This is a genomic window from Pseudomonas sp. MF5691, from assembly GCF_016405645.1.
GTDB lineage: Bacteria > Pseudomonadota > Gammaproteobacteria > Pseudomonadales > Pseudomonadaceae > Aquipseudomonas > Aquipseudomonas shahriarae.
This window is the reverse complement of sequence record NZ_JAEKDC010000002.1, coordinates 521,345-546,382: the sequence shown is the minus strand read 5'-3', so window position 1 is coordinate 546,382 and position 25,038 is coordinate 521,345. Positions and strand designations below refer to the sequence as shown.

At 58.3% G+C, this 25,038-nt stretch carries 20 protein-coding genes; 12 read left to right on the top strand and 8 right to left on the bottom strand.

Going from position 1 to position 25,038, the window contains the following annotated elements; genetic code table 11:
- Positions 1 to 91: 91 nt before the first annotated feature.
- Together JFT44_RS05205 and JFT44_RS05200 are read right to left on the bottom strand one after the other, a co-directional pair.
- Entirely contained in the window at positions 92 to 979 is an 888-nt protein-coding gene (locus JFT44_RS05205; protein WP_198830405.1) for a lysophospholipid acyltransferase, read from the bottom strand.
- Positions 980 to 1,019: 40 nt separating this feature from the next.
- Positions 1,020 to 1,577: a DNA-3-methyladenine glycosylase I gene (locus tag JFT44_RS05200; RefSeq protein WP_169960447.1), complete on the bottom strand. Its 558-nt coding sequence runs from the start codon at positions 1,575 to 1,577 to the stop codon at positions 1,020 to 1,022.
- 81 nt (positions 1,578 to 1,658) lie between these two features.
- On the opposite strand from JFT44_RS05200, the gene glyQ reads away from it, so the two are divergent.
- The 4 genes from glyQ (at position 1,659) to JFT44_RS05180 (ending at position 6,055) form a co-directional block, all read left to right on the top strand.
- Positions 1,659 to 2,612, top strand: a complete 954-nt coding sequence (gene glyQ, locus JFT44_RS05195; RefSeq protein ID WP_003213601.1) for a glycine--tRNA ligase subunit alpha — start codon at positions 1,659 to 1,661, stop codon at positions 2,610 to 2,612.
- Complete coding sequence (gene glyS / locus JFT44_RS05190) at positions 2,609 to 4,663, top strand: glycine--tRNA ligase subunit beta (protein ID WP_057439286.1); 2,055 nt, start codon at positions 2,609 to 2,611, stop codon at positions 4,661 to 4,663. Before glyQ ends, glyS begins: the two co-directional genes overlap by 4 nt.
- Positions 4,663 to 5,202: a D-glycero-beta-D-manno-heptose 1,7-bisphosphate 7-phosphatase gene (gene gmhB, locus JFT44_RS05185; protein ID WP_169960480.1), complete on the top strand. Its 540-nt coding sequence runs from the start codon at positions 4,663 to 4,665 to the stop codon at positions 5,200 to 5,202. The genes glyS and gmhB overlap by 1 nt, the downstream gene beginning before the upstream one ends.
- Positions 5,203 to 5,284: 82 nt before the next feature.
- A complete protein-coding gene (locus tag JFT44_RS05180; protein ID WP_057957875.1) occupies positions 5,285 to 6,055 on the top strand; it encodes a 1-acyl-sn-glycerol-3-phosphate acyltransferase in 771 nt (256 codons plus the stop codon).
- A gap of 155 nt (positions 6,056 to 6,210) precedes the next feature.
- On the opposite strand, the gene JFT44_RS05175 is transcribed toward JFT44_RS05180, so the two are convergent.
- A complete protein-coding gene (locus JFT44_RS05175) occupies positions 6,211 to 8,529 on the bottom strand; it encodes a CHASE2 domain-containing protein (protein WP_120731109.1) in 2,319 nt (772 codons plus the stop codon).
- A gap of 6 nt (positions 8,530 to 8,535) precedes the next feature.
- The gene (locus JFT44_RS05170) at positions 8,536 to 9,516 is read right to left on the bottom strand and encodes a FecR domain-containing protein (RefSeq protein WP_374067160.1); all 981 of its coding nucleotides are present in this window, start codon (positions 9,514 to 9,516) and stop codon (positions 8,536 to 8,538) included.
- 852 nt (positions 9,517 to 10,368) lie between these two features.
- Between JFT44_RS05170 and JFT44_RS05165 the strand changes: the two genes are divergently transcribed.
- Positions 10,369 to 11,088, top strand: coding sequence for a response regulator transcription factor (locus JFT44_RS05165; protein ID WP_057957872.1), 720 nt, complete (start codon positions 10,369 to 10,371; stop codon positions 11,086 to 11,088).
- A 99-nt stretch (positions 11,089 to 11,187) separates the two neighbouring features.
- On the opposite strand, the gene gyrB is transcribed toward JFT44_RS05165, so the two are convergent.
- Genes gyrB through dnaA form a run of 4 tightly spaced genes read right to left on the bottom strand, consistent with a single transcriptional unit; the run spans position 11,188 to position 17,430 of the window.
- A complete protein-coding gene (gene gyrB, locus JFT44_RS05160; protein ID WP_057957871.1) occupies positions 11,188 to 13,605 on the bottom strand; it encodes a DNA topoisomerase (ATP-hydrolyzing) subunit B in 2,418 nt (805 codons plus the stop codon).
- A gap of 4 nt (positions 13,606 to 13,609) precedes the next feature.
- On the bottom strand, positions 13,610 to 14,713 hold the full coding sequence (gene recF / locus JFT44_RS05155) for a DNA replication/repair protein RecF (protein ID WP_029290195.1): 1,104 nt from the start codon (positions 14,711 to 14,713) through the stop codon (positions 13,610 to 13,612).
- A 20-nt stretch (positions 14,714 to 14,733) separates the two neighbouring features.
- Positions 14,734 to 15,837 (bottom strand): DNA polymerase III subunit beta, encoded by a 1,104-nt coding sequence (dnaN, locus tag JFT44_RS05150; protein WP_057439291.1) that lies wholly within the window; start codon positions 15,835 to 15,837, stop codon positions 14,734 to 14,736.
- A gap of 39 nt (positions 15,838 to 15,876) precedes the next feature.
- Entirely contained in the window at positions 15,877 to 17,430 is a 1,554-nt protein-coding gene (gene dnaA, locus JFT44_RS05145; protein ID WP_198830404.1) for a chromosomal replication initiator protein DnaA, read from the bottom strand.
- A 585-nt stretch (positions 17,431 to 18,015) separates the two neighbouring features.
- Here dnaA and rpmH point away from each other — a divergent pair.
- The 7 genes from rpmH to rsmG all read left to right on the top strand — a co-directional run bounded on the left by rpmH (position 18,016) and on the right by rsmG (position 25,030).
- The gene (gene rpmH / locus JFT44_RS05140; RefSeq protein ID WP_003213577.1) at positions 18,016 to 18,150 is read left to right on the top strand and encodes a 50S ribosomal protein L34; all 135 of its coding nucleotides are present in this window, start codon (positions 18,016 to 18,018) and stop codon (positions 18,148 to 18,150) included.
- Positions 18,151 to 18,166: 16 nt separating this feature from the next.
- Positions 18,167 to 18,571, top strand: a complete 405-nt coding sequence (gene rnpA / locus JFT44_RS05135) for a ribonuclease P protein component (protein WP_029290189.1) — start codon at positions 18,167 to 18,169, stop codon at positions 18,569 to 18,571.
- A complete protein-coding gene (gene yidD / locus JFT44_RS05130) occupies positions 18,564 to 18,809 on the top strand; it encodes a membrane protein insertion efficiency factor YidD (RefSeq protein ID WP_010465488.1) in 246 nt (81 codons plus the stop codon). The genes rnpA and yidD overlap by 8 nt, the downstream gene beginning before the upstream one ends.
- A gap of 2 nt (positions 18,810 to 18,811) precedes the next feature.
- Entirely contained in the window at positions 18,812 to 20,494 is a 1,683-nt protein-coding gene (yidC, locus tag JFT44_RS05125; RefSeq protein ID WP_057439292.1) for a membrane protein insertase YidC, read from the top strand.
- 79 nt (positions 20,495 to 20,573) lie between these two features.
- Positions 20,574 to 21,944, top strand: coding sequence for a tRNA uridine-5-carboxymethylaminomethyl(34) synthesis GTPase MnmE (gene mnmE / locus JFT44_RS05120; RefSeq protein ID WP_057439293.1), 1,371 nt, complete (start codon positions 20,574 to 20,576; stop codon positions 21,942 to 21,944).
- Between the two features lie 552 nt (positions 21,945 to 22,496).
- Entirely contained in the window at positions 22,497 to 24,389 is a 1,893-nt protein-coding gene (gene mnmG, locus JFT44_RS05115) for a tRNA uridine-5-carboxymethylaminomethyl(34) synthesis enzyme MnmG (RefSeq protein ID WP_057961240.1), read from the top strand.
- Positions 24,386 to 25,030 (top strand): 16S rRNA (guanine(527)-N(7))-methyltransferase RsmG, encoded by a 645-nt coding sequence (gene rsmG / locus JFT44_RS05110; RefSeq protein ID WP_057961236.1) that lies wholly within the window; start codon positions 24,386 to 24,388, stop codon positions 25,028 to 25,030. The genes mnmG and rsmG overlap by 4 nt, the downstream gene beginning before the upstream one ends.
- Positions 25,031 to 25,038: the final 8 nt, after the last annotated feature.

The following is a 25,038-nucleotide window of genomic DNA, read 5'->3' as shown; positions in this document are numbered from 1 at the left end:
TATCAGCTACACATTCAGTGACTGAGACTCTGCATTCGCGAGCAAGCCCGCTCCCACATTGGTTTTGCATCGACCTTGAGTCAGTCGCGAATCAGTACCAACGCGCCTCGCCTGGCGGGCGTTTCTTGAAGCGCTTCATGCTCCACATGTACTGGCTCGGGTAGGCGCCGATATAACGCTCCACCACCTTGCTCATCGCCGCGCAGGAGGTGGCCGTGTCGGTGCTGTACATGTCTTCCGGCGCCGCTTCCAGGATCACTTTGTAGCCCGAGCCGTCCGGCAGCCGCAGGGCATGCAGGAACACACCCACCGCCTTATGGCCGGCGAGCATGTTCGGCACGAACTTGCTGGTCAGCGCCTGGGTGGCGAAGAACGGTACGAAAATCCCGGCCGATTCCGCCGGCTCCGGATCTGCAGGAATCCCCACCTGGCCGCCCTTGCGCACTTCCTTGATCACGCTGAGGATGCCTTCCTTGGTCGACGCCGCCACTCGGTTGCCCAGTTGCACGCGTTGCTTGCGCAGCAGGTCATCCACTGCCTTGAGCTTGGGCGGGCGGTAGAAAATGATCGGTTTGCACTGGCTGCAATAGAAGTGGTTCAACACTTCCCAGTTGCCCAGGTGGCTGGTGATGCCGACCACGCCTTTGCCCGAGGCCAAGGCTTGCTGCAGCACTTCCAGGCCTTCGACTTCGCGCACCAGGTCGATGGAGCGCTGGGCCGGCCAGATCCAGGCGCAGGCGCTTTCGGTCAGGGACTTGCCGATATCCATCAGGCTCTGGCCCACCAGGCGCTCACGCTCGGCCGGGTCCATGTCCGGGAAACACTTGGAGAGGTTGATCCGCACCGTGTCGCGGGAGCGGTTGGGGGTTTTCCACATGATCCAGCCAATCGCCGAACCCACGGCTTGCACAGCGCGCCAGGGCAGCAGGGCAAACAATCGCAGAGCGCCTACCAGCAAGGCGCCTTTTAACTTTTCCACAGGTCACTCCTGATCGTGTGTGGTGCGCAAAGCGGCCATTCTAACCGGCGTTGACCAAGTCCGCGTAACGGTCGCAGTCCTGGGTGTGGTCCATGACCATGCCTGAGGCCTGCATGAACGCGTAGCAGATGGTCGGCCCGACGAACGTAAAACCGGCTTTCTTGAGGGCTTTGCTCATGGCTTCGGCCTCTGGCGTAATCGCCGGGACCTGGCTGCGATCCTTGAAATGATTGACCTTGGGCACGCCGCCGACAAACGACCAGAGCAACCCCACCGGATCCTCCAGCGCCAGCCAGGCCGCGGCATTGCGCCGGGTGGCATTGAGTTTCAAGCGGTTGCGCACAATGCCTGGGTCGAGCATCAACTGCTCGATCTCGGCATCGCTCAACTGCGCCAGGCGCGTTGGATCAAAACCGAACAAGACCTTTCGATAATGCTCGCGTTTGCGTAAAACGGTGATCCAGGACAGGCCCGCCTGGAACCCTTCGAGCAAAAGCAACTCGAACAAACCCTGCGCATCGCGCAGCGGCGTTCCCCACTCTTGATCGTGATAAGCCATGTACAGCGGATCTTCAGAACACCAAAAGCAGCGTGGCATAAGGCTCCAGGGAGTGGTGGCGGGGCCGAATCGGGTATACTCCCGCCCTTTAAATCGCAGCCCAAGTAACAGGTGAATTTTGTGAGCCAGCCTACGCCAGCCGTGCGTACCTTCCAAGACTTGATCCTCGCCCTCCAGCAATACTGGGCCGAGCAAGGTTGTGTGGTACTTCAGCCCTACGATATGGAAGTAGGCGCCGGCACTTTCCACACCGCAACATTCCTGCGGGCCATCGGCCCGGAAACCTGGAACGCCGCTTATGTGCAGCCCAGTCGTCGCCCGACTGACGGCCGCTACGGCGAAAACCCCAACCGCCTGCAGCACTACTATCAGTTCCAGGTCGTCCTCAAGCCAAACCCGGACAACTTCCAGGAGCTGTACCTGGGCTCGCTGAAACATGTCGGCCTGGACCCGTTGGTCCACGACATTCGTTTCGTCGAAGACAACTGGGAATCGCCAACGCTCGGCGCCTGGGGCCTGGGCTGGGAAGTCTGGCTCAACGGCATGGAAGTCACGCAGTTTACTTACTTCCAGCAAGCGGGCGGCATCGAGTGCTACCCGGTGACCGGCGAGATCACTTACGGTCTCGAGCGCCTGGCCATGTACCTGCAAGGCGTGGACTCGGTCTACGACCTGGTGTGGGCTGACGGCCCGTTCGGCAAAGTGACCTACGGCGATGTGTTCCACCAGAACGAAGTGGAGCAGTCGACCTACAACTTCGAACACGCCAACGTCGAGAAGCTGTTCGAACTGTTCGACTTCTACGAAAGCGAAGCCAAGCGCCTGATCGAACTGGATCAGCCGCTGCCGTTGCCGAGCTACGAAATGGTCCTGAAGGCATCCCACACCTTCAACCTGCTGGACGCCCGCCGTGCCATCTCGGTAACCGCGCGCCAGCAATACATCCTGCGTGTACGCACCCTGGCGCGTTCCGTCGCCCAAGCCTACCTGCTGGCTCGCGCCAAGCTGGGCTTCCCGATGGCAACCCCGGACCTGCGTGATGAAGTGTTGGCTAAGCTGGAGGCTGCACAATGAGTGCTCAAGATTTCCTGGTTGAACTGGGCACCGAAGAGCTGCCACCCAAGGCCCTGAACACCCTGGCCGATGCATTTTTGGCCGGTATCGAAAAAGGCCTGCAGACTGCCGGCCTGAAGTTTGAAGCCAAGAAGGTCTACGCCGCGCCACGTCGCCTGGCGGTATTGCTGACCGCGCTGGAAACCCAGCAGCCGGACCGCAACATCAACCTCGACGGCCCGCCACGCCAGGCCGCTTTCGATGCCGAAGGCAACCCGACCCAGGCAGCCCTTGGTTTTGCCAAGAAGTGTGGCGTCGAGCTGAGCGAGATCGACCAGAGCGGCCCGAAACTGCGTTTCAGCCAGGTCATCAAGGGCAAGCCAACCGCCAGCCTGTTGCCGACCATCGTTGAAGATTCCCTCAATGACCTGCCGATCCCCAAGCGCATGCGCTGGGGTGCACGCAAGGAAGAATTCGTACGTCCGACCCAATGGTTGGTGATGCTGCTCGGTGATCAAGTCATCGACTGCACTATCCTGGCCCAGAAGGCCGGCCGCGACTCCCGTGGCCACCGCTTCCACCACCCGGAAAACGTGCGCATCACTTCGCCGGCCAACTACCTCAACGACCTGCGTGCAGCCTATGTGCTGGCGGATGCCAACGAGCGTCGCGAGCTGATCAGCAAGCGCACCGAAGAGCTGGCCCGCCTGCAGGAAGGCACGGCCATCGTGCCGCCAAGCCTGCTCGACGAAGTGACCGCGCTGGTTGAATGGCCGGTACCGCTGGTGTGCTCGTTCGAAGAGCGCTTCCTCGATGTGCCGCAAGAAGCCCTGATCACCACCATGCAGGACAACCAGAAGTATTTCTGCCTGCTGGATGTGGACGGCAAGTTGCTGCCGCGCTTTATCACCGTGGCCAACATCGAGAGCAAGGACCCGCAGCAGATCATCGCCGGTAACGAGAAAGTCGTGCGCCCGCGCCTGACTGACGCCGAGTTCTTCTTCAAGCAAGACAAGAAGCAGAAGCTCGAAGACTTCAACCTGCGCCTGCAGAACGTGGTGTTCCAAGAGAAGCTGGGCAGCGTCTACGACAAGGCTGTGCGGGTTTCCAAGCTGGCGGCCTATATCGCGCCACGCATTGGCGGCGACGCTACCCTGGCGGCACGTGCGGGCCTGCTGTGCAAATGCGACCTGGCTACCGAGATGGTCGGCGAGTTCCCGGAAATGCAAGGCGTTGCCGGTTACTACTACGCGCTCAATGACGGCGAGCCTGAAGACGTCGCCCTGGCCCTGAACGAGCAGTACATGCCGCGCGGTGCTGGCGCCGAGCTGCCGACCACCCTGACCGGTGCCGCGGTGGCCATCGCTGACAAGCTGGACACCCTGGTCGGTATCTTCGGCATCGGCATGTTGCCGACCGGCAGCAAAGACCCGTATGCCCTGCGCCGTGCGGCCCTGGGCGTGCTGCGCATCCTGATCGACAAGCAGTTGGACCTCGACCTGACCCAGGCCGTGGTATTTGCCGTCGGCCAGTTTGGTAGCAAGGTCAAGCAAGCCGGCCTGGCCGAGCAAGTGCTGGAGTTCGTATTCGACCGTCTGCGTGCGCGCTATGAAGACGAAGGCGTGGACGTTTCCGTCTACCTGTCGGTACGTGCCCTGCAACCAGGCTCGGCACTGGACTTCGACCAGCGTGTGCAAGCCGTACAAGCGTTCCGCAAGCTGCCGGAAGCCGACGCCCTGGCCGCCGTGAACAAGCGCGTGTCGAACCTGCTGAGCAAGGCCGAAGGCCTGGGCAATGCGGATGTCGACCCTGGCCTGTTTGCCGATGCCAAGGAGTTCTCGCTGAACTCGGCTATCGCCAAGGCAGAAAACGCCGTGAAGCCGCTGATCGCCGAGCGCAACTACGCCGAAGCACTGGCGCGCCTGGCCACCTTGCGTGAGCCGGTGGATGCGTTCTTCGAAGCGGTGATGATCAATGCCGAAGATGCCAGCGTGCGGAAAAACCGCTACGCCATGCTGGCGCGCCTGCGCGGCTTGTTCGTCAATATCGCTGACATTTCGACGCTGAGCTGATCATGTTGAAACTGCTGATTCTCGATCGGGACGGGGTGATCAACTACGACTCCGACGCTTACATCAAGTCGGTGGAGGAGTGGATCCCACTGCCCGGCTCGATCGAGGCCATCGCGCAGTTGAGCAAGGCCGGCTGGACGGTAGCCATTGCTACCAACCAGTCCGGCATTGCCCGCGGCTACTACGACATCGCCACCCTGGACGCCATGCATGCGCGCCTGCGCGCGTTGGTGGCGGAGCAGGGCGGTGAGGTGGGGCTGGTGGTGTACTGCCCCCACGGGCCGGATGAGGGCTGCGATTGCCGCAAACCCAAGCCTGGCATGTTGAAAATCATTTCAGAACATTACAAGGTGCCCCTGGCTGGGATATGGTTCGTCGGGGACAGTCTCGGTGACCTGGAGGCGGCCAAAGCCGTCGACTCTCAGCCAGTTTTGGTAAAGACCGGGAAAGGCGACAAGACCCAGGCGAAAAACCTGCCGGTAGGCACCTTGATTTTTGACGATCTGGCGGCGGTTGCCGCAGAACTTATCAACAACTAGTCGCCCTCGACTTCCTGACCAAGGATTGTTCGGGAGTGCACTTTTAACAGGCGGGCGTTGTCCCGCAACGGTAAATGCTGCCATGTCGATTTTGCAGGCCATCAGAACCTTCTTCTTTTACCTGCTGCTGGGCACCAGTTCGTTTCTCTGGTGCACCCTGAGCTTTTTTATTGCGCCCTTTTTGCCGTTCAAGGCGCGCTATCGCTTTATCAACGTCTATTGGTGCCGCTGTGCGTTGTGGCTGAGCAAGGTGTTTCTGGGCATCCGTTTCGAGGTCAAGGGTGCCGAGAATGTCCCGGACCAGCCCTGCGTGATCCTGTCGAACCACCAGAGCACTTGGGAGACGTTCTTCCTTTCTGCGTATTTCTCGCCCCTGAGCCAGGTGCTCAAGCGTGAGTTGCTGTTCGTGCCGTTCTTTGGCTGGGCCATGGCCATGCTGCGACCGATTGCCATCGACCGCGACAACCCCAAGGCCGCGCTCAAGCATGTGGCGAAGAAGGGTGACGAGCTGCTCAAGGATGGGGTGTGGGTACTGATCTTCCCGGAAGGCACCCGCGTGCCCTTTGGCACTGTAGGCAAGTTCTCCCGAGGCGGTACGGCATTGGCGGTCAACGCCAACCTGCCAGTGCTGCCGATTGCTCACAATGCCGGCAAGTTCTGGCCCAAGGAAGGCTGGGCCAAGCGTAAAGGCACCATCACCGTGGTGATCGGCGAACCGATGTATGCCGAAGGGGAAGGACCGCGTGCAATCGCGGCACTCAATGACCGCGCTGCCGCCTGGAATGAAGCGCAGCAACGGGCCATGGGTTCGCTGCCGCCAGTGCCAGTTGCAGAAGACCAGCCGGTGACCTGACGTTCTGTGGATAACCTGTGTACGGTTTGTTGGCAAAGTGCGTTTTTTAGCTTGTAGGCTTATGATTTTATTACATATTTCTTAAGCTAATAAAACACCGAAAAACGTGCATAAGTTTTTTCGACCGTTGAAGACCGGCCCTCGTGGCCGGTTTTTTATGCACAGCCGTTTGACTCTTCCCACAACGGCAGTCGCAGACTGAAAACCGTGCCTTGACCGACCACACTCTCACAGTCGATCCGGCCGCCATGGCGGTCCACTACCGCCTTGACCATGCTCAGTCCCAACCCCAACCCTTCGCTGCCCTGGGCCGAAACAAACCGCCGGTATTGGCTGAACAGTTCAGGAAGCTCCTCGGCCGCGATACCGGAGCCCTGATCCTGGATGTGACAGGTCAGCCATTGCTCGTTGCGTTCGAGGCGCACCGTCACCGTGGTGCCGGCTGGGCTGTACTTGATCGCATTCTCCATCAGGTTGAACAAGGCACGGGTGAGTAACGATTGATCCGCCAGGACCATTTCCTCACCGGCCGCGTCCAGGTCATGGACCAATTGGATATTTTTCAATTGGGCCAGCAGCACCACCTGGTCAAATGCGTCGAGCACCAGCATGGCAAACAGGCTGGGCTCCAACTGATAACCATCGGACTCGGCCTTGGCCAATTGAACGAACGATTCGGTCAAATTCAATGCGCGTCGCACTTGCTGTTCGATCTGGGTAAATACCAGCGCAACGTCTGAGGCTTCATGGCGCTGCACATCCAGCAACGCGAGGATTGCCGAATGGGGTGCACGCAAGTCGTGGGAGAGAAACCGCAGCAGGGTTTCGCGCTGCTGCTGGGCGTCGCGTTCGATACTCAGGTCGGTCAGGCTCAACAGCCAACCCAGTGCCACATCACCGTCAGCGGGTAACAGCGGGGCCAGTTCCAGGCGCAGGCTGCGTTGCTGAATATCGCGGAACTCGACAATTTCCAGGGCCGACAGCGGCGGGCGTACCTGCCCCTGCAGCGGTGGATAGCCCAATGCCGTCAATTGCTCCAGCAGGTTCTCGGCAATCAGCTCGTTGCCAAACACATCACGGGCGATCCGATTGGCCAGCAGGATCTCTCCCGCGGGATCGGTAATCAGCGTAGCCACGGGCAGGCATTCCAGGCCATCGGCCATAAAGCGCCGGGTATCGCGGGTACGGCTGACGGCTTGCTCCAGGGCCACGATACGCCCCTGCAACACGTCCCCCTTGCTGACAGCGGCACGACGACGCTCCGGCAGCACCTTGGGCTCGCTGTCGAGGCGCGCCAGTTCCCAGCCGAAGTAGGCAAGGATTACGCTCAGGCGGCGCCAGTTCCAGACCAGATAGCCCAGCAGCATGCCGATCAGCGTGGCCGCTGGCGACCACCAGAGCCCCAGGCGCAACATGCCCCAGGAAGCGAGGAGGGCACCTCCCATGCAGCCCAGGGTCAGCCACAGGGCATAACGCGGGCGCAACAACAGCAGGCCCAACAGTAAGGCCACCCACGAGGTGGACAGCAGGGTGGCCAACCAGCCAGGCAAGACGGTAATGCTGCGATCCTGCAGCAGCCCGTTGAGGATATTGGCCTGGATCTCGACGCCCGGTGTGGTGCCGACACTGGCCGAAAGCGGCGTCACATAGCGATCACCCATGCCCGGCGCGGTCGCTCCCACCAGGATGATCCGATCACGCAGCAATTGAGCCGGGACCTCGCCACGCAGAACGCTGACGTACGGCACGCTGGGAAAGCCGTGGTCGGCGGCGATAAACGGAATGCGGATGGCGTTGTCCCGCTGCCAATCGGTTGCATCAGAAGATACTGACAGCCCCGGCATATCCGCAGGCTGGCCAGTCAGCTCGAAGGCCAGCCACGCCAACTGCGGGACCAATTGCCCCGGCGGCCCCTCACGCAAGTAAAGGCTGCGCACAATGCCGTCGCTATCAGCTTCCACGTTGATATGACCGACCCCCCTGGCACAATCACGCAGGGGCTGCACGGGGAGGATTTGCGTGAGGGGTTGCCCCAGGCGCGGCGTGCCTTCGCGAATCAACGGCAGCAGGACATTGCCGGCATTGCAGATGGCCTGGGCCAGGCGTTGATCATTGGCAGGCTCGCGCGCAGGTTCGCTGAAGATTACATCGAGCAGGATCCCGGCGGGTTTGGCGGCACTCAGTCGGTCAATCAGGTCAGCATGCAGGTGGCGCGACCACGGCCATTGGCCAAGCGCCTTGAGACTCATGTCATCAATGGTCACCAGCAGAATGCGTGAGTCCACCGGCAACGGCGTCAGACGCCGCAGGCTGTCATACAGCAGGTTATTGAAGGAAAGCCCAGGGCTCAGGGACAGCAGGGCCGTCATTGGTAGCAGCAGCAGGCTGATCCACAGCCATTCCCGGACCAACCCATTGAACAGGCGTTGGGCCTGGGTCGGCTGACGTTGTTCAGCCCGGCGCCACCACTTCACCGCGTACTACTGCACACGGGTGGCAGGGGGGTAATAGAAGATGTCATAAACGCCTGCCTCTCCTTCCAGTCCTTGTTCATCAAAGGCCGACACGCGCACGTGATAAAACGAGGCCTTGAGTCCAGTGAAGCTCAAGCGCGGTTCACTGGAGAAGTTTTCCTGCTTGATATTCATGAACGTTTTATCGGTGGCCACTTGCGCACGGTAGCGCTGGGCACCCGGTTGCGGGTGCAGGAACAATGTCCAGACCGGCGCATCGCCTTTCTGGCCGTCCTGGCCCATCAGACGCGGGGCGGGCAATAGGTCGATGGTCTTCAACTCGCCCTGCTGCTTGAGCAACACCCCTTGTCGGGCACCGACCTTCAGTTCACCTTCAATCGGGCCCGTCTGCGGTTTTTTCTTGGCCTGTCGGCCCACGGGCAGCGGCTCGGTGCGGCTGGCGGCCACTTGGCCGTTGAGCACCTCTACAACCGATTGCTGATCGTCGTTACGCACACGAAAATGCGTGCCGCGCACGCCGAGCACGCCGACGGGTGTCACGATCTGAAAACGGTCATAGTCGCTGGTACGCTTGAGCACGTAGGCCTCGACCTGGCCTTGTTGCAGGATCACCTGGGGAATCGCCTGTTCTTCCACCAGGTGCAAACGCACCTCCGAGCTGGAAGGCAGGACAATCCGCGAACCATCGCCCAGCAACAGGCTGACAAACGCCGACGGCGAGGTTTTTACGCTTTCCTGTTCATCAATCAGCATGCCTTCTTCCAGCACACTGGGGCGGCCCTTGGCATCCAGCTTCCAGGCTTCACCGTTGAGGTGCTGGACCACTGCCGGCAGCGGTTGTGCCCGGCACATCAGGTTGTCATCAATGTAGGGCGCACGCACAGGTGCAGGCTTGGCCAGAATTTGCGGGCTGTTGATAACCAGCGCCAGGGCCAGGCTTGAGCCCAGCAGGGAAGAAAGGGAATAGTGGCGAGGAAAGAGGGTCATGGCACTCATCAAGGTTCTAGTTCTAAAAGTCCGTCAGACTGTACGTTCAGAAAGCGTCTTGCGGCGGCAGGACCTTGAAGCTTGCCTACGATACCCGATGACGCATCGAACTCGAAAGCCGTAGTAGAAGGGATGAGGCAATAGGAAGGGTGACACATCCCTGTGTCTGCCGGATCGACGATGCCGAACCGGATGTACATCGAAGAAATACTGTCCCTCACATTCCTCCGACAGCAGCCCGTAGCGAACCACGGTCTACAGATAATACGTCCCTGTATCGAGCGCGCTTCCCGCGCACGCCCTTCCTGTGTGTCACTCAGCGAAAGAGAATTTACCTACAAGAGTGGTACATAGGGCGGTAGCGCAATATTTGTTCAGATTCAGAAGATCCAACGTTGGTCCTGGTCGAGCACACTTCCGTGTTGAAAAGCCTGAGGGGCGTCCACCTCTCTGAGCCCAGCGTAACCAAGACCGTCTACGGGCTCGGCGTACACTGAAATTTCGTCAAGTGGCGCAGACTGTGCCGGACTGCACGCATCTACCATTTCCGTCCCAAAACCCGTTGCCGCAACCAGTATCAACATCTTTCCCCACACTCTGACCTTCTGCACGAGACTCACGTGTCCCGACAGTGCATAAAACCTGATTGCCATTGATCCTTTTCCTGAGGGGCTTGAGCCGGTATCTTTCCAGCTGGGTACACGATGTTTAACGGCCTTAGGGCTATCTGATATCAGCGTACCGAGAGATGCGAGGGGCATGAGAAACTGGCCATAATTGTTCAGATTCAATGGTGAACCAGTACGCTCTCCTCAACCGTTGCAATACTCTTCAAGAAGAAAGGACCCTGCCATGCGTGTCGCGATACTGGATGACGAACCTGCCGAATTGCGGCGGGTGGAACAGACACTGCGACAAATCCCAAGTGCCTCGGAGCAGCCATGGACGCTGCATTGCTTCGAGCGCGGCGAAGACCTGCTGCGCCAGTTGCGTCGGGAAACCTTCGACCTCTTGGTGCTCGATTGGCAACTGCCGGACCTGAGTGGTATCGCCATCCTGCGCTGGACCCGTGAACACATGGAAGCCCCGCCTCCCGTGATCATGCTCACCAGCCGCGATGCCGAGAGCGATATCGTCCAGGCGTTGAACAGTGGCGCAGATGACTATGTCAGTAAGCCATTTCGGCCAAACGAACTGAAAGCACGGGTGGGTGCCGTGTTGCGTCGTCACGGCCTGCAGAAATCTGCGGCCACTGAAGTGTTGATCTTCAATGACCTGACCTTCGACGATGCCGAACTGACCGTCACCCGCGCCGGCAGTCCCATCAACCTGACCGAACGGGAATACCGCCTGGCACGCTGTCTGTTTGCCAACCTGGCTCGCCCGCTGTCCCGGGAATACCTCTACGAACGCTTCTGGACCCATGAAGAGATGGTGTCTTCACGACCGTTGGATACCCATATCTATCGGCTGCGGAACAAGCTGGGGCTGACGCCAGAGCGGGGTTGGCAGTTGCTGACCATCTATGGATATGGCTACCGGTTGGAGAGCGTAACCGCAGCTACGGCATAGCCGATGTTCCACGTGGAGCATTTTGGAAGCGCCCGAAATCTGGGCAATAAAAAAGGCCAACGTTAAACGTTGGCCTTTTTTGGTTTCGCAATGGCGTTATCAGAAGTCCAGGTTGGACACTGCCAAGGCATTGCTCTCGATGAAGTCACGACGTGGCTCGACCGCATCACCCATCAGGGTGTTGAAGATCTGGTCCGCGCCAATGGCGTCTTCGATGGTCACACGAAGCATGCGACGCTGGGCTGGGTCCATGGTGGTTTCCCACAGCTGATCCGGGTTCATTTCGCCCAGACCTTTGTATCGCTGGATGGTGTGACGCTTAGTGCTTTCTGCCATCAACCAGTCCAGGGCTTCCTTGAACTCTTTGACCTGTTTCTTGCGTTCGCCACGCTGAATATAAGCGCCGTCGTCCAACAGCGTGCTCAACTGCGCGCCGAGGGTAACCACAGTCTTGTAGTCATTGCTGCCGAAGAAATCGCGGTTGAAGGTGACGTAGTTCGACAGGCCGTGGGAGATCAGTTCGACCTCTGGCAGCCAGACATTACGTTCACGGTCTTCACGCAGGCTGGCTTTGTACACCAGGCCCGACTTCTCGACGGTGCGCAGGCGCACTTCGTACTGGGCCAGCCAATCCTGCATGGCTGCGTGATCGCCCAGCTGTTCCAGGCTCACGGCCGGCAGGTAGATGAAGTGCTCGGTCAGCTCCTGAGGGTACAGGCGCGACAAACGCTTGAGGGTCTTCATCACCATGCGGAAGTCGTTTACCAGGCGCTCCAGCGCCCCACCGGAGATGCCCGGGGCTTCGTCGTTCAAGTGCAGGCTGGCGTCTTCCAGGGCCGACTGCGTCATGTACTCTTCCATGGCGTCGTCGTCTTTGATGTATTGCTCTTGCTTGCCCTTTTTCACTTTGTACAACGGCGGCTGAGCGATGTAGATATAGCCACGCTCGATCAGCTCCGGCAACTGACGGAAGAAGAAGGTCAGCAGCAGGGTGCGGATGTGCGAACCGTCGACGTCAGCATCGGTCATGATGATGATGTTGTGGTAGCGCAGCTTGTCGATGTTGTACTCGTCGCGACCAATGCCACAGCCCAGGGCAGTGATCAAGGTGCCGACTTCCTGAGAGGAAATCATCTTGTCGAAACGGGCTTTCTCAACGTTGAGGATCTTACCCTTCAACGGCAGGATGGCCTGGGTGCGACGGTTGCGACCCTGCTTGGCGGAACCGCCAGCAGAGTCACCTTCCACCAGGTACAGTTCGGAAAGGGCAGGGTCCTTCTCCTGGCAGTCCGCCAGTTTGCCCGGCAGGCCAGCAATATCCAGTGCACCTTTACGGCGGGTCATTTCACGGGCTTTACGCGCCGCTTCACGAGCCCGCGCCGCGTCGATCATCTTGCCGACGACCAGCTTGGCTTCGTTGGGGTTTTCCAGCAGGAAGTCGGAGAAGTATTTGCCCATTTCCTGTTCGACGGCGGTCTTCACTTCAGAAGAAACCAGCTTGTCTTTGGTCTGGGAGCTGAACTTCGGATCCGGAACCTTGACCGAAATAATCGCGGTCAGGCCTTCACGGGCATCGTCACCGGTGGTGGCGACTTTGTGCTTCTTCGCCAAGCCTTCAGCTTCGATGTAGGTGTTCAGGTTACGCGTCAGTGCGGAACGGAAACCCACCAGGTGAGTACCGCCATCGCGCTGAGGAATGTTGTTGGTGAAGCACAACAGGTTCTCGTTGAAGCTGTCGTTCCACTGCAGGGCGATTTCCACGCCGATGCCGTCTTCACGCTGGATGTTGAAGTGGAACACCTGGTTGACCGCAGTCTTGTTGGTGTTCAGGTATTCAACGAACGCACGCAGGCCACCTTCGTACTTGAACAGCTCTTCCTTGCCGCTGCGCTCATCCTTGAGGACGATACCCACACCGGAGTTGAGGAAGGACAGTTCACGAATCCGCTTGGCCAGGATGTCCCAGCTGAAGTGGATATTTTTGAACGTGTCAGCCGAGGGCTTGAAGTGAATCTGGGTACCGGTGGTTTCGCTATCACCGACGATTGCCATCGGTGCCTGAGGCACGCCATGCACGTAGGTCTGTTCCCAGATCTTGCCGCTGCGGCGAACGGTGAGGATCAGTTCTTCCGACAGGGCGTTTACCACCGACACACCTACACCGTGCAAACCGCCGGAGACTTTATAGGAGTTGTCGTCAAACTTACCGCCGGCGTGCAGCACGGTCATGATGACCTCTGCTGCCGATACGCCTTCTTCTTTATGCACATCTACCGGAATGCCGCGACCGTTGTCGCGTACGGTGATGGATTCATCCGGATGGATGATGATACTGATGTCGTCGCAATGACCGGCGAGCGCTTCGTCGATGGAGTTGTCGACCACTTCGAACACCATGTGGTGCAGACCGCTACCATCATCGGTGTCGCCAATGTACATACCGGGACGTTTGCGTACGGCATCCAAACCTTTCAGCACTTTAATGCTGGTCGAGTCGTACGTGTTTTCTTCGCTCATGCCTTCACTCCCGATGGTCGTGGGTCTGGGTGATACGGCCTTGTTCCACGTGGAACAAAGCGACTGGCGTTTCCGTCTGCCAGCCTTCCCTCAATAATTCGTGGTCTACACAGGTAATAAATACCTGGCAGCGTAAGTCTTCCAACAAGCGGCATAGCGCGCGGCGGTGTTGCTCATCCAATTCGGACGGCAAGTCATCCACCAGATAAATACACTGACCGCGCCGGGCCTGGCTAACCAAGTGCCCCTGAGCGATACGCAGCGCGCACACCACCAACTTCTGCTGGCCACGGGACAAGATATCCGCGGCATTATGTGCGCCTAACCTAAGGCGCAAATCAGCCCGTTGTGGTCCTGCCTGGGTGTGGCCAATTTGCTGGTCCCGTTGCAAAGAGGTGGCGAGTACTGCACTCAAGTCACGCTCTTTGTCCCAACCACGGTAGTAACTCAGCGTCAGGCCCTCGAGTTCCAACAACTCACTCAAGGTCTGTTCAAAGACTGGTTTCAAGGCTTTGATATAGGTGCGGCGGTATTCATCTATTTCGTCGCTGGCCAGGCACAGTTCACGGTCCCAGGCCGCTTGCGAAGCGGCGTCAAGTGTACCATGCCGCAGCCATGAGTTCCGCTGCCGCAGGGCCTTCTGCAGGCGCTGCCACGTGGCCATGAACCGCGGTTCCACGTGGAACACTCCCCAATCGAGGAACTGCCGGCGGATTTTTGGTGCACCTTCCAGCAAGCGGAAGCTGTCAGGGTTGATCAATTGCAGGGGCAAGATTTCCGCCAGTTGTGCGGCACTGCGCGCATTCTGCCCATCTATACGGATCTGGAACTCCCCTTGACGATCACGGGATATCCCCAGGCTACTATGCCCGCCTTGCGCCAGTTCAACCTGGCCAAACACGGTGCACGCCAATTGTTCGTACTGAATCACGGGTAACAGGCGGGCGCTGCGAAAGGAACGAGCCAGACCCAGCAAGTGAATGGCTTCCAGCACGCTGGTTTTGCCACTGCCGTTGGCGCCATGGAGGATATTGATGCGGGGGGAGGGGGAGAAGGTCACCGGGTGCAGATTGCGCACCGCGGTGACCGAGACGCGACTGAGGGACATCTAGCTTCTGCTGAGCATGATTACAGGCGCATCGGCATAACAACGTAAGCCGAGTCGTCGTTATCGGATTCTTGCACCAGGGCGCTGCTGTTAGAGTCCGACAGGATCAGACGCACCTGCTCGGTGGTCATCACACCCAGCACGTCCAGCAGGTAGCTCACGTTGAAGCCGATTTCCAGGGAACCGCCGTTGTAGTCGACGCCCACTTCTTCTTCCGCTTCTTCCTGCTCCGGGTTGTTGGCCTGGATTTTCAGCTGGCCGTTGGCCAATTGCAGGCGAATACCCCGGTACTTCTCGTTGGAAAGAATCGCTGTACGGCTGAACGCTTCACGCAGCGCCTGGCGATCACCGATCACCAGCTTGTCGCCACCCTTGGGCAACACGCGCTCGTAGTCCGGGAACTTGCCGTCTACCAGTTTGGAGGTGAAGGTGAACTCGCCCGTGGTGGCACGGATATGGTGCTGGCCCAAGACGATGCTGACGTTACCGTCCGGCTCGGTGAGCAGGCGCGCCAGTTCGAGGATACCTTTGCGCGGCACAATCACCTGGTGGCGGTCCGGCTGGCCGATATCGGCCTTCATCGAACACATTGCCAGGCGGTGACCGTCGGTGGCCACAGCACGGATGATGCCTTCGGAGACTTCCAGCAGCATGCCGTTGAGGTAGTAACGCACGTCCTGCTGGGCCATGGCGAAGCTGGTGCGCTCGATCAAACGGCGCAGGCGGCTTTGCTCCAGGCTGCAGGTCAGCGAACCTGGACCTTCTTCCACCGTCGGGAAGTCATTGGCCGGCAAGGTCGACAGGGTGAAACGACTGCGGCCGGCCTTGACCACCAACTTCTGCTCATCGACCTTGATGTCGATCAGCGCGTCGTTGGGCAGGCTTTTGCAGATATCCATCAGCTTGCGCGCAGGCACGGTGATCTCACCGGGCTCGGCGGGTTCTTCCAGCTGTACACGACCAACCAGTTCGACTTCCAGGTCGGTACCGGTCAACGACAGCTGCTGGCCTTCGACAACCAACAATACGTTGGAAAGTACCGGCAAGGTCTGTCGGCGCTCGACGACGCCTGCGACCAGTTGCAGGGGTTTCAACAGGGCTTCGCGTTGAATGGTGAAATGCATGGTCTAGTCCCTTGCCTTAATAAGCTGCGCTGGTGTTCATCACGTTGTCAGTGTACGCAGCAGGTTCTTGTAGTCCTCGCGAATATCCGCGTCGGATTCCTTAAGTTCGTTGATCTTGCGGCACGCGTGCAAGACCGTGGTGTGGTCGCGACCACCAAACACATCGCCAATTTCCGGCAGGCTGTGGTTGGTCAGCTCCTTGGAGAGCGCCATGGCCACCTGACGGGGACGCGCTACCGAGCGCGAGCGGCGCTTGGACAGCAGGTCGGAAATCTTGATCTTGTAGTACTCGGCCACCGTGCGTTGAATGTTATCCACACTGACCAGCTTGTCTTGTAGCGCCAACAAGTCTTTCAGGGATTCGCGAATCAACTCGATGGTGATGTCGCGACCCATGAAGTGCGAGTGAGCGATGACCCGCTTGAGCGCGCCTTCGAGCTCACGCACGTTGGAGCGAATGCGCTGGGCAATGAAGAACGCCGCGTCGTGAGGCAGATCGACTTTCGCCTGATCGGCTTTCTTCATCAGGATCGCGACCCGGGTTTCCAGTTCCGGCGGCTCTACCGCAACGGTCAGGCCCCAGCCGAAGCGCGATTTGAGGCGCTCTTCCAGACCTTCGATTTCCTTCGGGTACCGGTCACTGGTGAGGATGACCTGCTGGCCACCTTCAAGCAGGGCGTTGAACGTGTGGAAAAACTCTTCCTGGGAACGTTCCTTGCGCGCGAAGAATTGAATGTCATCAATCAGCAGTGCGTCGACGGAGCGGTAGAAGCGTTTGAATTCGTTGATTGCATTGAGTTGCAACGCCTTGACCATGTCGGCCACGAAGCGCTCCGAGTGCAGGTACACGACCTTGGCATTCGGGTTCTTCTTTAATAGGTGGTTACCCACAGCGTGCATCAAGTGCGTCTTACCCAAGCCAACGCCGCCATAAAGGAAGAGCGGGTTGTAACCGTGCTTGGGATTGTCGGCCACCTGCCAGGCCGCAGCGCGGGCCAGCTGGTTGGATTTACCTTCGACGAAGTTTTCAAAGGTAAAGGTGCGGTTCAGGTAGCTGGTGTGCTTGAGCGCGCCTTCGACCTGGACCGTACGCTGTTCGGCGCGTACCGGCGCCTGCTGCGAGCTGGCTCCCGCCATCGGGTCAAAGCTGTCGCGGGACGGCTCTTCACTCATTGGCGCATTTTTTTGCGCCACGGATTTGCTCGGGGCGGGCGCAGCGGGGGCGGGTGCGTGGTTAACCGACGCCGCAGCGGGGGCGGGTGCGTGGTTAACCGACGCCGCAGTGGCCTGGGCGTGCGATGCAGCGGCGGCCAGCGGCGCATTAGGCGCGGCGCGAGGGGCGGAGCTGCGTTTGCTGCCTATTAATAAGGAGAGTGCTGGAGCCATGCCGTTGCCGTGTTCGTCGAACAATTCGAGAACGCGGCTCAGGTACTTCTCGTTGACCCAGTCGAGAACAAAACGATTGGGTGCGTAGACACGCAACTCGTCGCCTTCGGCTTCGACCTGCAGTGGACGGATCCAGGTGTTGAATTGCTGGGCAGGCAGCTCATCGCGCAAAAGCTCCACGCACTGCTGCCAAAGTTCCACTGACACGGATATCCCCTAAGTTGAAAGCCGGTGAGGCAAAAACAGCCGCCATTGTAGCGGCGAGCGGTCCACTTATCCACATGTAGCTTGCTCAGAGGCCGCCAAGAATCAATGCCTTAAGCGTAAAAAAGGCGACAAATGGTCTGTGCATAAGCTCTGTGGATAAGCGCCCCTAAGCTCGTTGTACAAGTGGGGGCGAAAGTCTGTGGGTAACTGGCCTGTGGATAACTACCCATTCCACACACAGCTTATCCGACAGCGCAGCACAGGCAGAGCACCGTTTCTCCCCCGTGTTGTCATTCTCTGTACAGCACGTGGAATATGGCCTCAAGGCAGTTATCCACAGAAGATCGCGTCCCTAGCTTTTATAAGCTTTACAGAAAAGCTTTAAATAACTTCCTTCTTTATTTTTATATCTATGGCATTGCTCGTCAAAGTCGAACCGCCCGGAATCGGTCTTGATGCCCTCAGATATCTAATTGAAGGAATAGCTGGTTGGAAATTGACCTAGAGGCTTGCTTTCTCTAGAATCCCCGGTCTCTTAAAACGGGGGCCATTCCGGCCCGTTGTGGACGAACCAGGTAACACGCCATGAAACGTACTTTCCAACCAAGCACCATCAAACGCGCCCGTACCCACGGTTTCCGTGCTCGCATGGCTACCAAGAACGGCCGTGCTGTCCTGTCGCGTCGCCGCGCCAAAGGTCGTGCGCGTCTGGCAGTTTGATAATCCGGTACTGGTGGTGAGTCAGGACTTCAGTCGGGAAAAGCGTCTGCTAACCCCCCGGCACTTCAAGGCAGTCTTTGACTCCCCCACCGGCAAGGTTCCGGGGAAAAATCTCCTGCTCCTTGCGCGTAACAACGATCTGGATCACCCCCGTCTCGGGTTGGTGATCGGCAAGAAGAGCGTAAAGCTCTCCGTTGAGCGCAATCGCCTCAAGCGTCTGATGCGCGAATCGTTTCGCCTCCACCAGGACACTCTGGTTGGTTGGGATATTGTTATCGTCGCGCGCAAAGGCTTGGGGGACGTAGAAAACCCCGAATTGATTCAGCATTTCGGCAAGCTCTGGAAACGTTTGGCTCGCACCAGCAAGCCGACTCCAGCAGTCAGCCCCGAAACTGTAGGGGTAGACAGCACTGATGCGTAAACTGGCCCTCGTTCCGATCCAGTTTTACCGCTATGCCATTAGTCCGCTGATGGCCAGCCACTGTCGTTTCTACCCCAGTTGTTCCTGCTACGCGTATGAAGCCATAGAAAATCATGGCCTTCTGCGCGGTGGCTGGCTGACCTTTCGTCGTTTAGGTCGCTGTCATCCGTGGAATCCCGGTGGTTATGACCCGGTTCCGCCTATCCCTACCTCCCGTTCTTCTTCGATGGCCGAGTAATCATGGATATTAAACGCACGATCCTGATCGTCGCCCTGGCAATCGTGTCCTACGTTATGGTTCTGAAATGGAACCAGGACTATGGCCAGGCTGCCCTGCCGACTCAGAATGTTGCTACCAATCAGTCTGCTCCTGCTATTGCAGATGCACCGTTGGGTAACAATGCTTCCGCCAGTGCCGATGTACCCAGCGCGAATGCCGATACCAGCACCCCTGTAGATAACGCGGTCATCACCAATAAAGACCTCATCCACGTCAAAACGGATGTACTGGACCTGGCGATCGATCCACAGGGTGGCGATATCGCCCAGCTGAAATTGCCACTGTACCCACGTCGCCAAGACCATCCGGATGTTCCTTTCCAGTTGTTCGACAATGGTGGCGAGCGTGTTTATCTGGCACAAAGCGGCCTGACTGGCACTGATGGTCCTGATGCTCGTGCTACCGGTCGTCCGGTTTATTCGACCGAACAGAAGACTTATCAACTGGCTGATGGCCAAAACCAGTTGAACGTCGACCTGAAATTCAGTCACGACGGCGTCAATTACATCAAGCGCTTCAGCTTCACGCGCGGTTTGTACGATCTGAAAGTCACTTACCTGATCGACAACACCAGCGAAAAGGCCTGGACAGGCAACCTGTTTGCCCAGCTCAAGCGTGATGGCAGCTCCGATCCGTCTTCCAGCACAGCCACCGGCACCGCGACTTACCTGGGCGCCGCCCTGTGGACAAGTAACGAGCCGTACAAAAAAGTGTCGATGAAAGACATCGACAAGGGCGCGCTGAAAGAAACAGTACAAGGTGGTTGGGTAGCCTGGCTGCAACACTACTTTGTAACCGCGTGGATCCCGAACAGGGGCGAAGCCAACCTGGTCCAGACCCGCAAGGACAACCAGGGTAACTACATCATTGGTTTCACTGGCCCGGCGTTGACCGTTGCGCCAGGTGCCAAGGCTGAAACCAGCGCCACCTTGTATGCCGGCCCGAAAAGCCAGGCCGTCCTCAAGGAGTTATCCCCAGGTCTGGAACTGACTGTGGATTACGGCATCCTGTGGTTCATTGCCCAGCCAATCTTCTGGTTGCTGCAACATATCCACAGCATCGTCGGTAACTGGGGCTGGTCGATCATCTTCCTGACCATGCTGATCAAGGGGATTTTCTTCCCGCTGTCGGCCGCCAGCTACAAATCGATGGCCCGTATGCGCGCCGTTGCACCGAAACTGGCTGCGTTGAAAGAGCAACATGGCGATGACCGGCAGAAAATGTCGCAAGCCATGATGGAGCTGTACAAGAAAGAGAAGATCAACCCGCTGGGTGGATGCTTGCCGATTCTGGTGCAGATGCCGGTGTTCCTGTCGCTGTACTGGGTACTCCTGGAAAGCGTGGAAATGCGCCAGGCGCCGTTCATGCTGTGGATAACTGACTTGTCGATCAAAGACCCGTTCTTTATCCTGCCGATCATCATGGGCGCGACCATGTTCATCCAGCAGCGTCTGAACCCAACACCTCCGGATCCGATGCAGGCCAAGGTGATGAAAATGATGCCAATCATCTTCACCTTCTTCTTCCTGTGGTTCCCGGCTGGTCTGGTTCTGTACTGGGTGGTCAACAACGTGTTGTCGATCTCTCAACAGTGGTACATCACACGTAAGATCGAAGCGGCTGCCAAAAAAGCCGAGGCGTAACTTACTCTGTGGATAACCACTCAAGACGCCCCCTCGTGGGGCGTTTTGCATTCTGTCACTTTTGTCTGGGAAACCGCTGATGAGCGCTCCTCGTGAAACCATCGCTGCCGTCGCCACCGCTCAGGGCCGGGGCGGTGTCGGTATCGTTCGAATTTCCGGGCCGCTTGCCGGCATTGCCGCTAAAGCGATCAGTGGCCGTGAGCTCAAACCCCGGTATGCGCATTACGGGCCTTTCTTCGGCGAGGATCTTGAGGTACTGGATGAGGGCCTGGCCCTGTATTTCCCGGGCCCAAACTCGTTCACCGGTGAAGATGTGCTGGAACTGCAGGGACATGGCGGGCCTATCGTCCTCGACATGCTGCTACAGCGTTGCCTGCAGTTGGGCTGCCGTCTTGCACGGCCTGGTGAATTCAGCGAGCGCGCGTTTCTCAATGACAAGCTCGACCTGGCCCAGGCTGAGGCGATTGCCGATTTGATCGAGGCCAGTTCTGCACAGGCTGCGCGCAATGCCCTGCGCTCATTGCAGGGGGCGTTTTCCCTGCGTGTGCATAACCTCACCGAGCAATTGATCAGTTTGCGCATCTATGTCGAGGCGGCGATTGATTTTCCGGAAGAAGAAATCGATTTTCTTGCCGATGGCCATGTCCTGGCCATGCTGGACAAAGTGCGGGACGAGTTATCCACAGTTTTGAAGGAGGCCGGGCAGGGCGCACTGCTGCGCGACGGCATGACCGTGGTGATTGCCGGCCGGCCCAACGCTGGCAAGTCCAGCCTGCTCAATGCCCTGGCAGGGCGTGAGGCGGCGATTGTTACCGAGATTGCAGGTACTACCCGGGATATCCTTCGCGAACATATCCACATTGATGGTATGCCACTGCACGTGGTCGATACCGCCGGTTTGCGTGATACCGATGACCAGGTGGAAAAAATCGGTGTGGAACGGGCGCTCAAGGCTATCGGTGAAGCGGATCGGGTGCTGCTGGTGGTGGATGCCACCGCGCCGGAGGCCGTCGATCCTTTTGCCCTGTGGCCAGAATTCCTTGAACAGCGGCCTGATCCGGCCAAAGTCACGCTGATTCGCAACAAGGCGGACCTCACGGGTGAGGCGATTGCCCTGGAGGTCAGCGAAGATGGCCATGTCACCATCAGCCTCAGCGCCAAGTCTGCCGGTGATGGCCTGGAGCTGCTGCGCGATCACCTCAAGGCCTGCATGGGCTACGAACAGACCTCGGAAAGCAGCTTCAGTGCTCGCCGCAGGCATCTGGAAGCCCTGCGCCATGCCAGTGCCGCCCTTGAGCACGGCCGTGCGCAGTTGACCCTGGCAGGGGCAGGAGAGCTTCTGGCCGAGGATTTGCGTCAGGCACAGCAGCTTCTGGGGGAGATTACCGGGGCATTCAGTTCCGATGACCTGCTCGGCAGGATCTTTTCCAGTTTCTGCATCGGTAAATAGCCCTTCGTTGTTCACAGACAGGCCATTCGTGCCTGTCTGTTTTGTCCGTTTCAGGACACTCCCGCGTATTTTCTGACAATAACCTCGCCCCGAGGTGGCCTTGCCGTGGGCGAAATTTACCGCGGCTGAGGCTTTTCTGTGGATTAAGCCCTGTGAATAACCGCCCCTGTGCCCAGTTGATAACAGGGCTCGAAACCTGAGTAAAAACCCCTCTGTGGATAACCACCTGTTTAATCCACAGGCTTAAAGCACTTATCCAAGGGCCTCCTTGCCACCTAACCACAGACTTTTGAATCTCTGTACACATCGTAAATAAAGGGCTGTAGCAATCTATCCACAGAAAGTAGGCTCAGTAGAAATAAACATAAAAACAAAGATTTAATAAATTTCTCTCTTTTAATTTCTATTATCTGTGATTCATCCACAGCTGGTTAAATTTTGTGCAAAGGGTTCTTTAGGAAGGGCTAAGTCCCTATACTTGCCGCCAAAGCTCTAAAACCAGCTCAACCAATCAATTCCTAATTACCTACATAAGCAGGCACGAGGTGCGTGGTGGATTTCCCTTCCCGTTTTGAAGTGATCGTCATCGGCGGCGGTCATGCCGGTACCGAGGCAGCACTGGCGTCAGCCCGCATGGGGGTCAAAACCCTATTGCTGACGCACAACGTGGAAACCCTCGGTGCCATGAGTTGCAACCCCGCCATTGGTGGGATCGGCAAGAGCCACCTGGTCAAGGAAATCGACGCCCTTGGCGGTGTGATGGCCATGGCTACCGATAAAGGTGGTATTCAATTTCGCGTGCTCAACAGCCGCAAAGGCCCGGCCGTGCGTGCTACTCGGGCACAAGCCGACCGCATTTTGTACAAGGCGGCGGTACGCGAAACCCTGGAAAACCAACCCAACCTGTGGATATTTCAACAGGCAGCGGATGATCTGATCGTCGAGCAGGACCAGGTGCGCGGTGTTGTCACCCAGATGGGTCTGCGTTTCTTCGCAGAATCCGTGGTGCTGACCACGGGGACCTTCCTCGGTGGACTTATCCACATCGGAATGCAGAACTATTCCGGTGGTCGCGCCGGTGATCCGCCGTCGATTGCCCTCGCTCATCGCCTTCGCGAACTGCCACTGCGTGTCGGTCGCCTGAAAACCGGGACCCCACCGCGTATCGACGGGCGTTCTGTGGATTTCTCGGTGATGACCGAACAGGCCGGGGATACGCCTATCCCGGTAATGTCGTTCATGGGTTCCAAGGAGCAGCACCCCAAACAGGTGAGCTGCTGGATTACCCACACCAATGCGCGTACCCACGAAATCATCGCCGCCAACCTCGATCGTTCGCCGATGTATTCCGGGGTGATCGAAGGTATCGGCCCGCGTTACTGCCCGTCGATCGAAGACAAGATCCACCGCTTTGCCGACAAGGAAAGCCACCAGGTCTTCATCGAGCCGGAAGGTTTGACGACCCACGAGCTGTACCCGAACGGGATTTCCACTTCCCTGCCGTTCGACGTGCAAATTCAGATCGTGCAGTCGATTCGCGGCATGGAAAACGCTCATATCGTGCGTCCGGGCTACGCCATCGAGTACGACTACTTTGATCCACGGGACTTGAAATACAGCCTGGAAACCAAGGTGATCGGCGGCCTGTTCTTCGCCGGGCAAATCAACGGCACCACCGGTTACGAAGAAGCCGGCGCCCAGGGTTTGCTGGCCGGGACCAACGCCGCATTGCGCGCCCAGGGCAAAGACAGCTGGTGCCCGCGTCGCGATGAAGCGTACATCGGAGTGTTGGTCGACGACCTGATTACCCTGGGTACTCAGGAACCGTACCGGATGTTCACCTCCCGGGCCGAATATCGCCTGATCCTGCGCGAAGACAACGCCGACCTGCGCCTGACCGAAAAAGGTCGTGAGCTGGGCCTGGTCGATGACGCGCGCTGGGAAGCGTTCTGCAAAAAACGCGAAAGCATCGAACTGGAAGAGCAGCGCCTGAAAAGTACCTGGGTCCGCCCGGGCACGGAGCAGGGCGATGCCATTGCCGAAAAATTCGGCACGCCACTGACCCACGAGTACAACCTGCTGAACCTGCTGTCCCGTCCGGAAATCGACTACGCTGGTCTGGTCAAAGTGACGGGCGGCGGCGCAGAAGATCCTCAGGTAGCCGAGCAGGTCGAAATCAAGACCAAATATGCCGGTTACATTGACCGCCAGCAGGACGAGATCGCTCGTCTGCGCGCCAGTGAAGACACCAAGCTGCCTGTGGATATCGACTACACCGGTATTTCCGGGTTGTCGAAAGAGATTCAAAGCAAGCTGGGGATAACTCGTCCCGAGACCCTGGGCCAGGCCTCCCGTATCCCGGGAGTCACCCCGGCAGCCATTTCGCTGTTGATGATTCATTTGAAAAAACGCGGCGCGGGCCGTCAGTTGGAGCAAAGCGCTTGAGTTCGTTGGTCACCTCACAACACGCCGAAGAGTTATCCACAGGTGCACGCCAGTTGGGTGTGCACTTGACCGAAACCCAGCACGAATTGCTGTTGGGCTACCTGGCCCTGTTGATCAAGTGGAACAAGGCTTACAACCTCACTGCGGTGCGCGATCCCGATGAAATGGTTTCGCGGCATCTGCTCGACAGCTTGAGCGTGATGCCATTTATCGAGAACGGTCGCTGGCTGGACGTTGGCAGTGGTGGCGGTATGCCAGGCATCCCGTTGGCGATCCTGTTTCCCGAGTCGCAAGTGACCTGCCTGGACAGCAACGGCAAGAAAACCCGTTTCCTGACCCAGGTCAAACTCGAACTCAAGCTGGACAACCTGCAAGTTATCCACAGCCGGGTCGAAGCCTTCACGCCTGAACTGCCCTTCAACGGAGTTGTTTCCAGGGCCTTCAGCAGCATGGAGAACTTCAGCAACTGGACCCGCCACCTGGGCGACCTGAACACCCGTTGGCTGGCAATGAAGGGCGTTCATCCAAGCGACGAGCTGTTAGCATTGCCGGCAGACTTCCACCTCGATAGCGAACACGCCTTGGCCGTACCCGGTTGCCAAGGCCAACGCCATCTGCTGATACTGCGCCGCACGGCATGATTGGGAAC

Bases quoted from the DNA above. Each gene is read 5' to 3' on its own strand.
- JFT44_RS05200 (WP_169960447.1), bottom strand. From the start codon at position 1,577: ATGCCACGCTGCTTTTGGTGTTCTGAAGATCCGCTGTACATGGCTTAT.
- yidD (WP_010465488.1), top strand. From the start codon at position 18,564: ATGCGTAAACTGGCCCTCGTTCCGATCCAGTTTTACCGCTATGCCATT.
- gyrB (WP_057957871.1), bottom strand. From the start codon at position 13,605: ATGAGCGAAGAAAACACGTACGACTCGACCAGCATTAAAGTGCTGAAA.
- recF (WP_029290195.1), bottom strand. From the start codon at position 14,713: ATGTCCCTCAGTCGCGTCTCGGTCACCGCGGTGCGCAATCTGCACCCG.
- rpmH (WP_003213577.1), top strand. From the start codon at position 18,016: ATGAAACGTACTTTCCAACCAAGCACCATCAAACGCGCCCGTACCCAC.
- JFT44_RS05180 (WP_057957875.1), top strand. From the start codon at position 5,285: ATGTCGATTTTGCAGGCCATCAGAACCTTCTTCTTTTACCTGCTGCTG.
- JFT44_RS05165 (WP_057957872.1), top strand. From the start codon at position 10,369: ATGCGTGTCGCGATACTGGATGACGAACCTGCCGAATTGCGGCGGGTG.
- mnmE (WP_057439293.1), top strand. From the start codon at position 20,574: ATGAGCGCTCCTCGTGAAACCATCGCTGCCGTCGCCACCGCTCAGGGC.
- JFT44_RS05170 (WP_374067160.1), bottom strand. From the start codon at position 9,516: ATGACCCTCTTTCCTCGCCACTATTCCCTTTCTTCCCTGCTGGGCTCA.
- glyS (WP_057439286.1), top strand. From the start codon at position 2,609: ATGAGTGCTCAAGATTTCCTGGTTGAACTGGGCACCGAAGAGCTGCCA.
- dnaN (WP_057439291.1), bottom strand. From the start codon at position 15,837: ATGCATTTCACCATTCAACGCGAAGCCCTGTTGAAACCCCTGCAACTG.
- yidC (WP_057439292.1), top strand. From the start codon at position 18,812: ATGGATATTAAACGCACGATCCTGATCGTCGCCCTGGCAATCGTGTCC.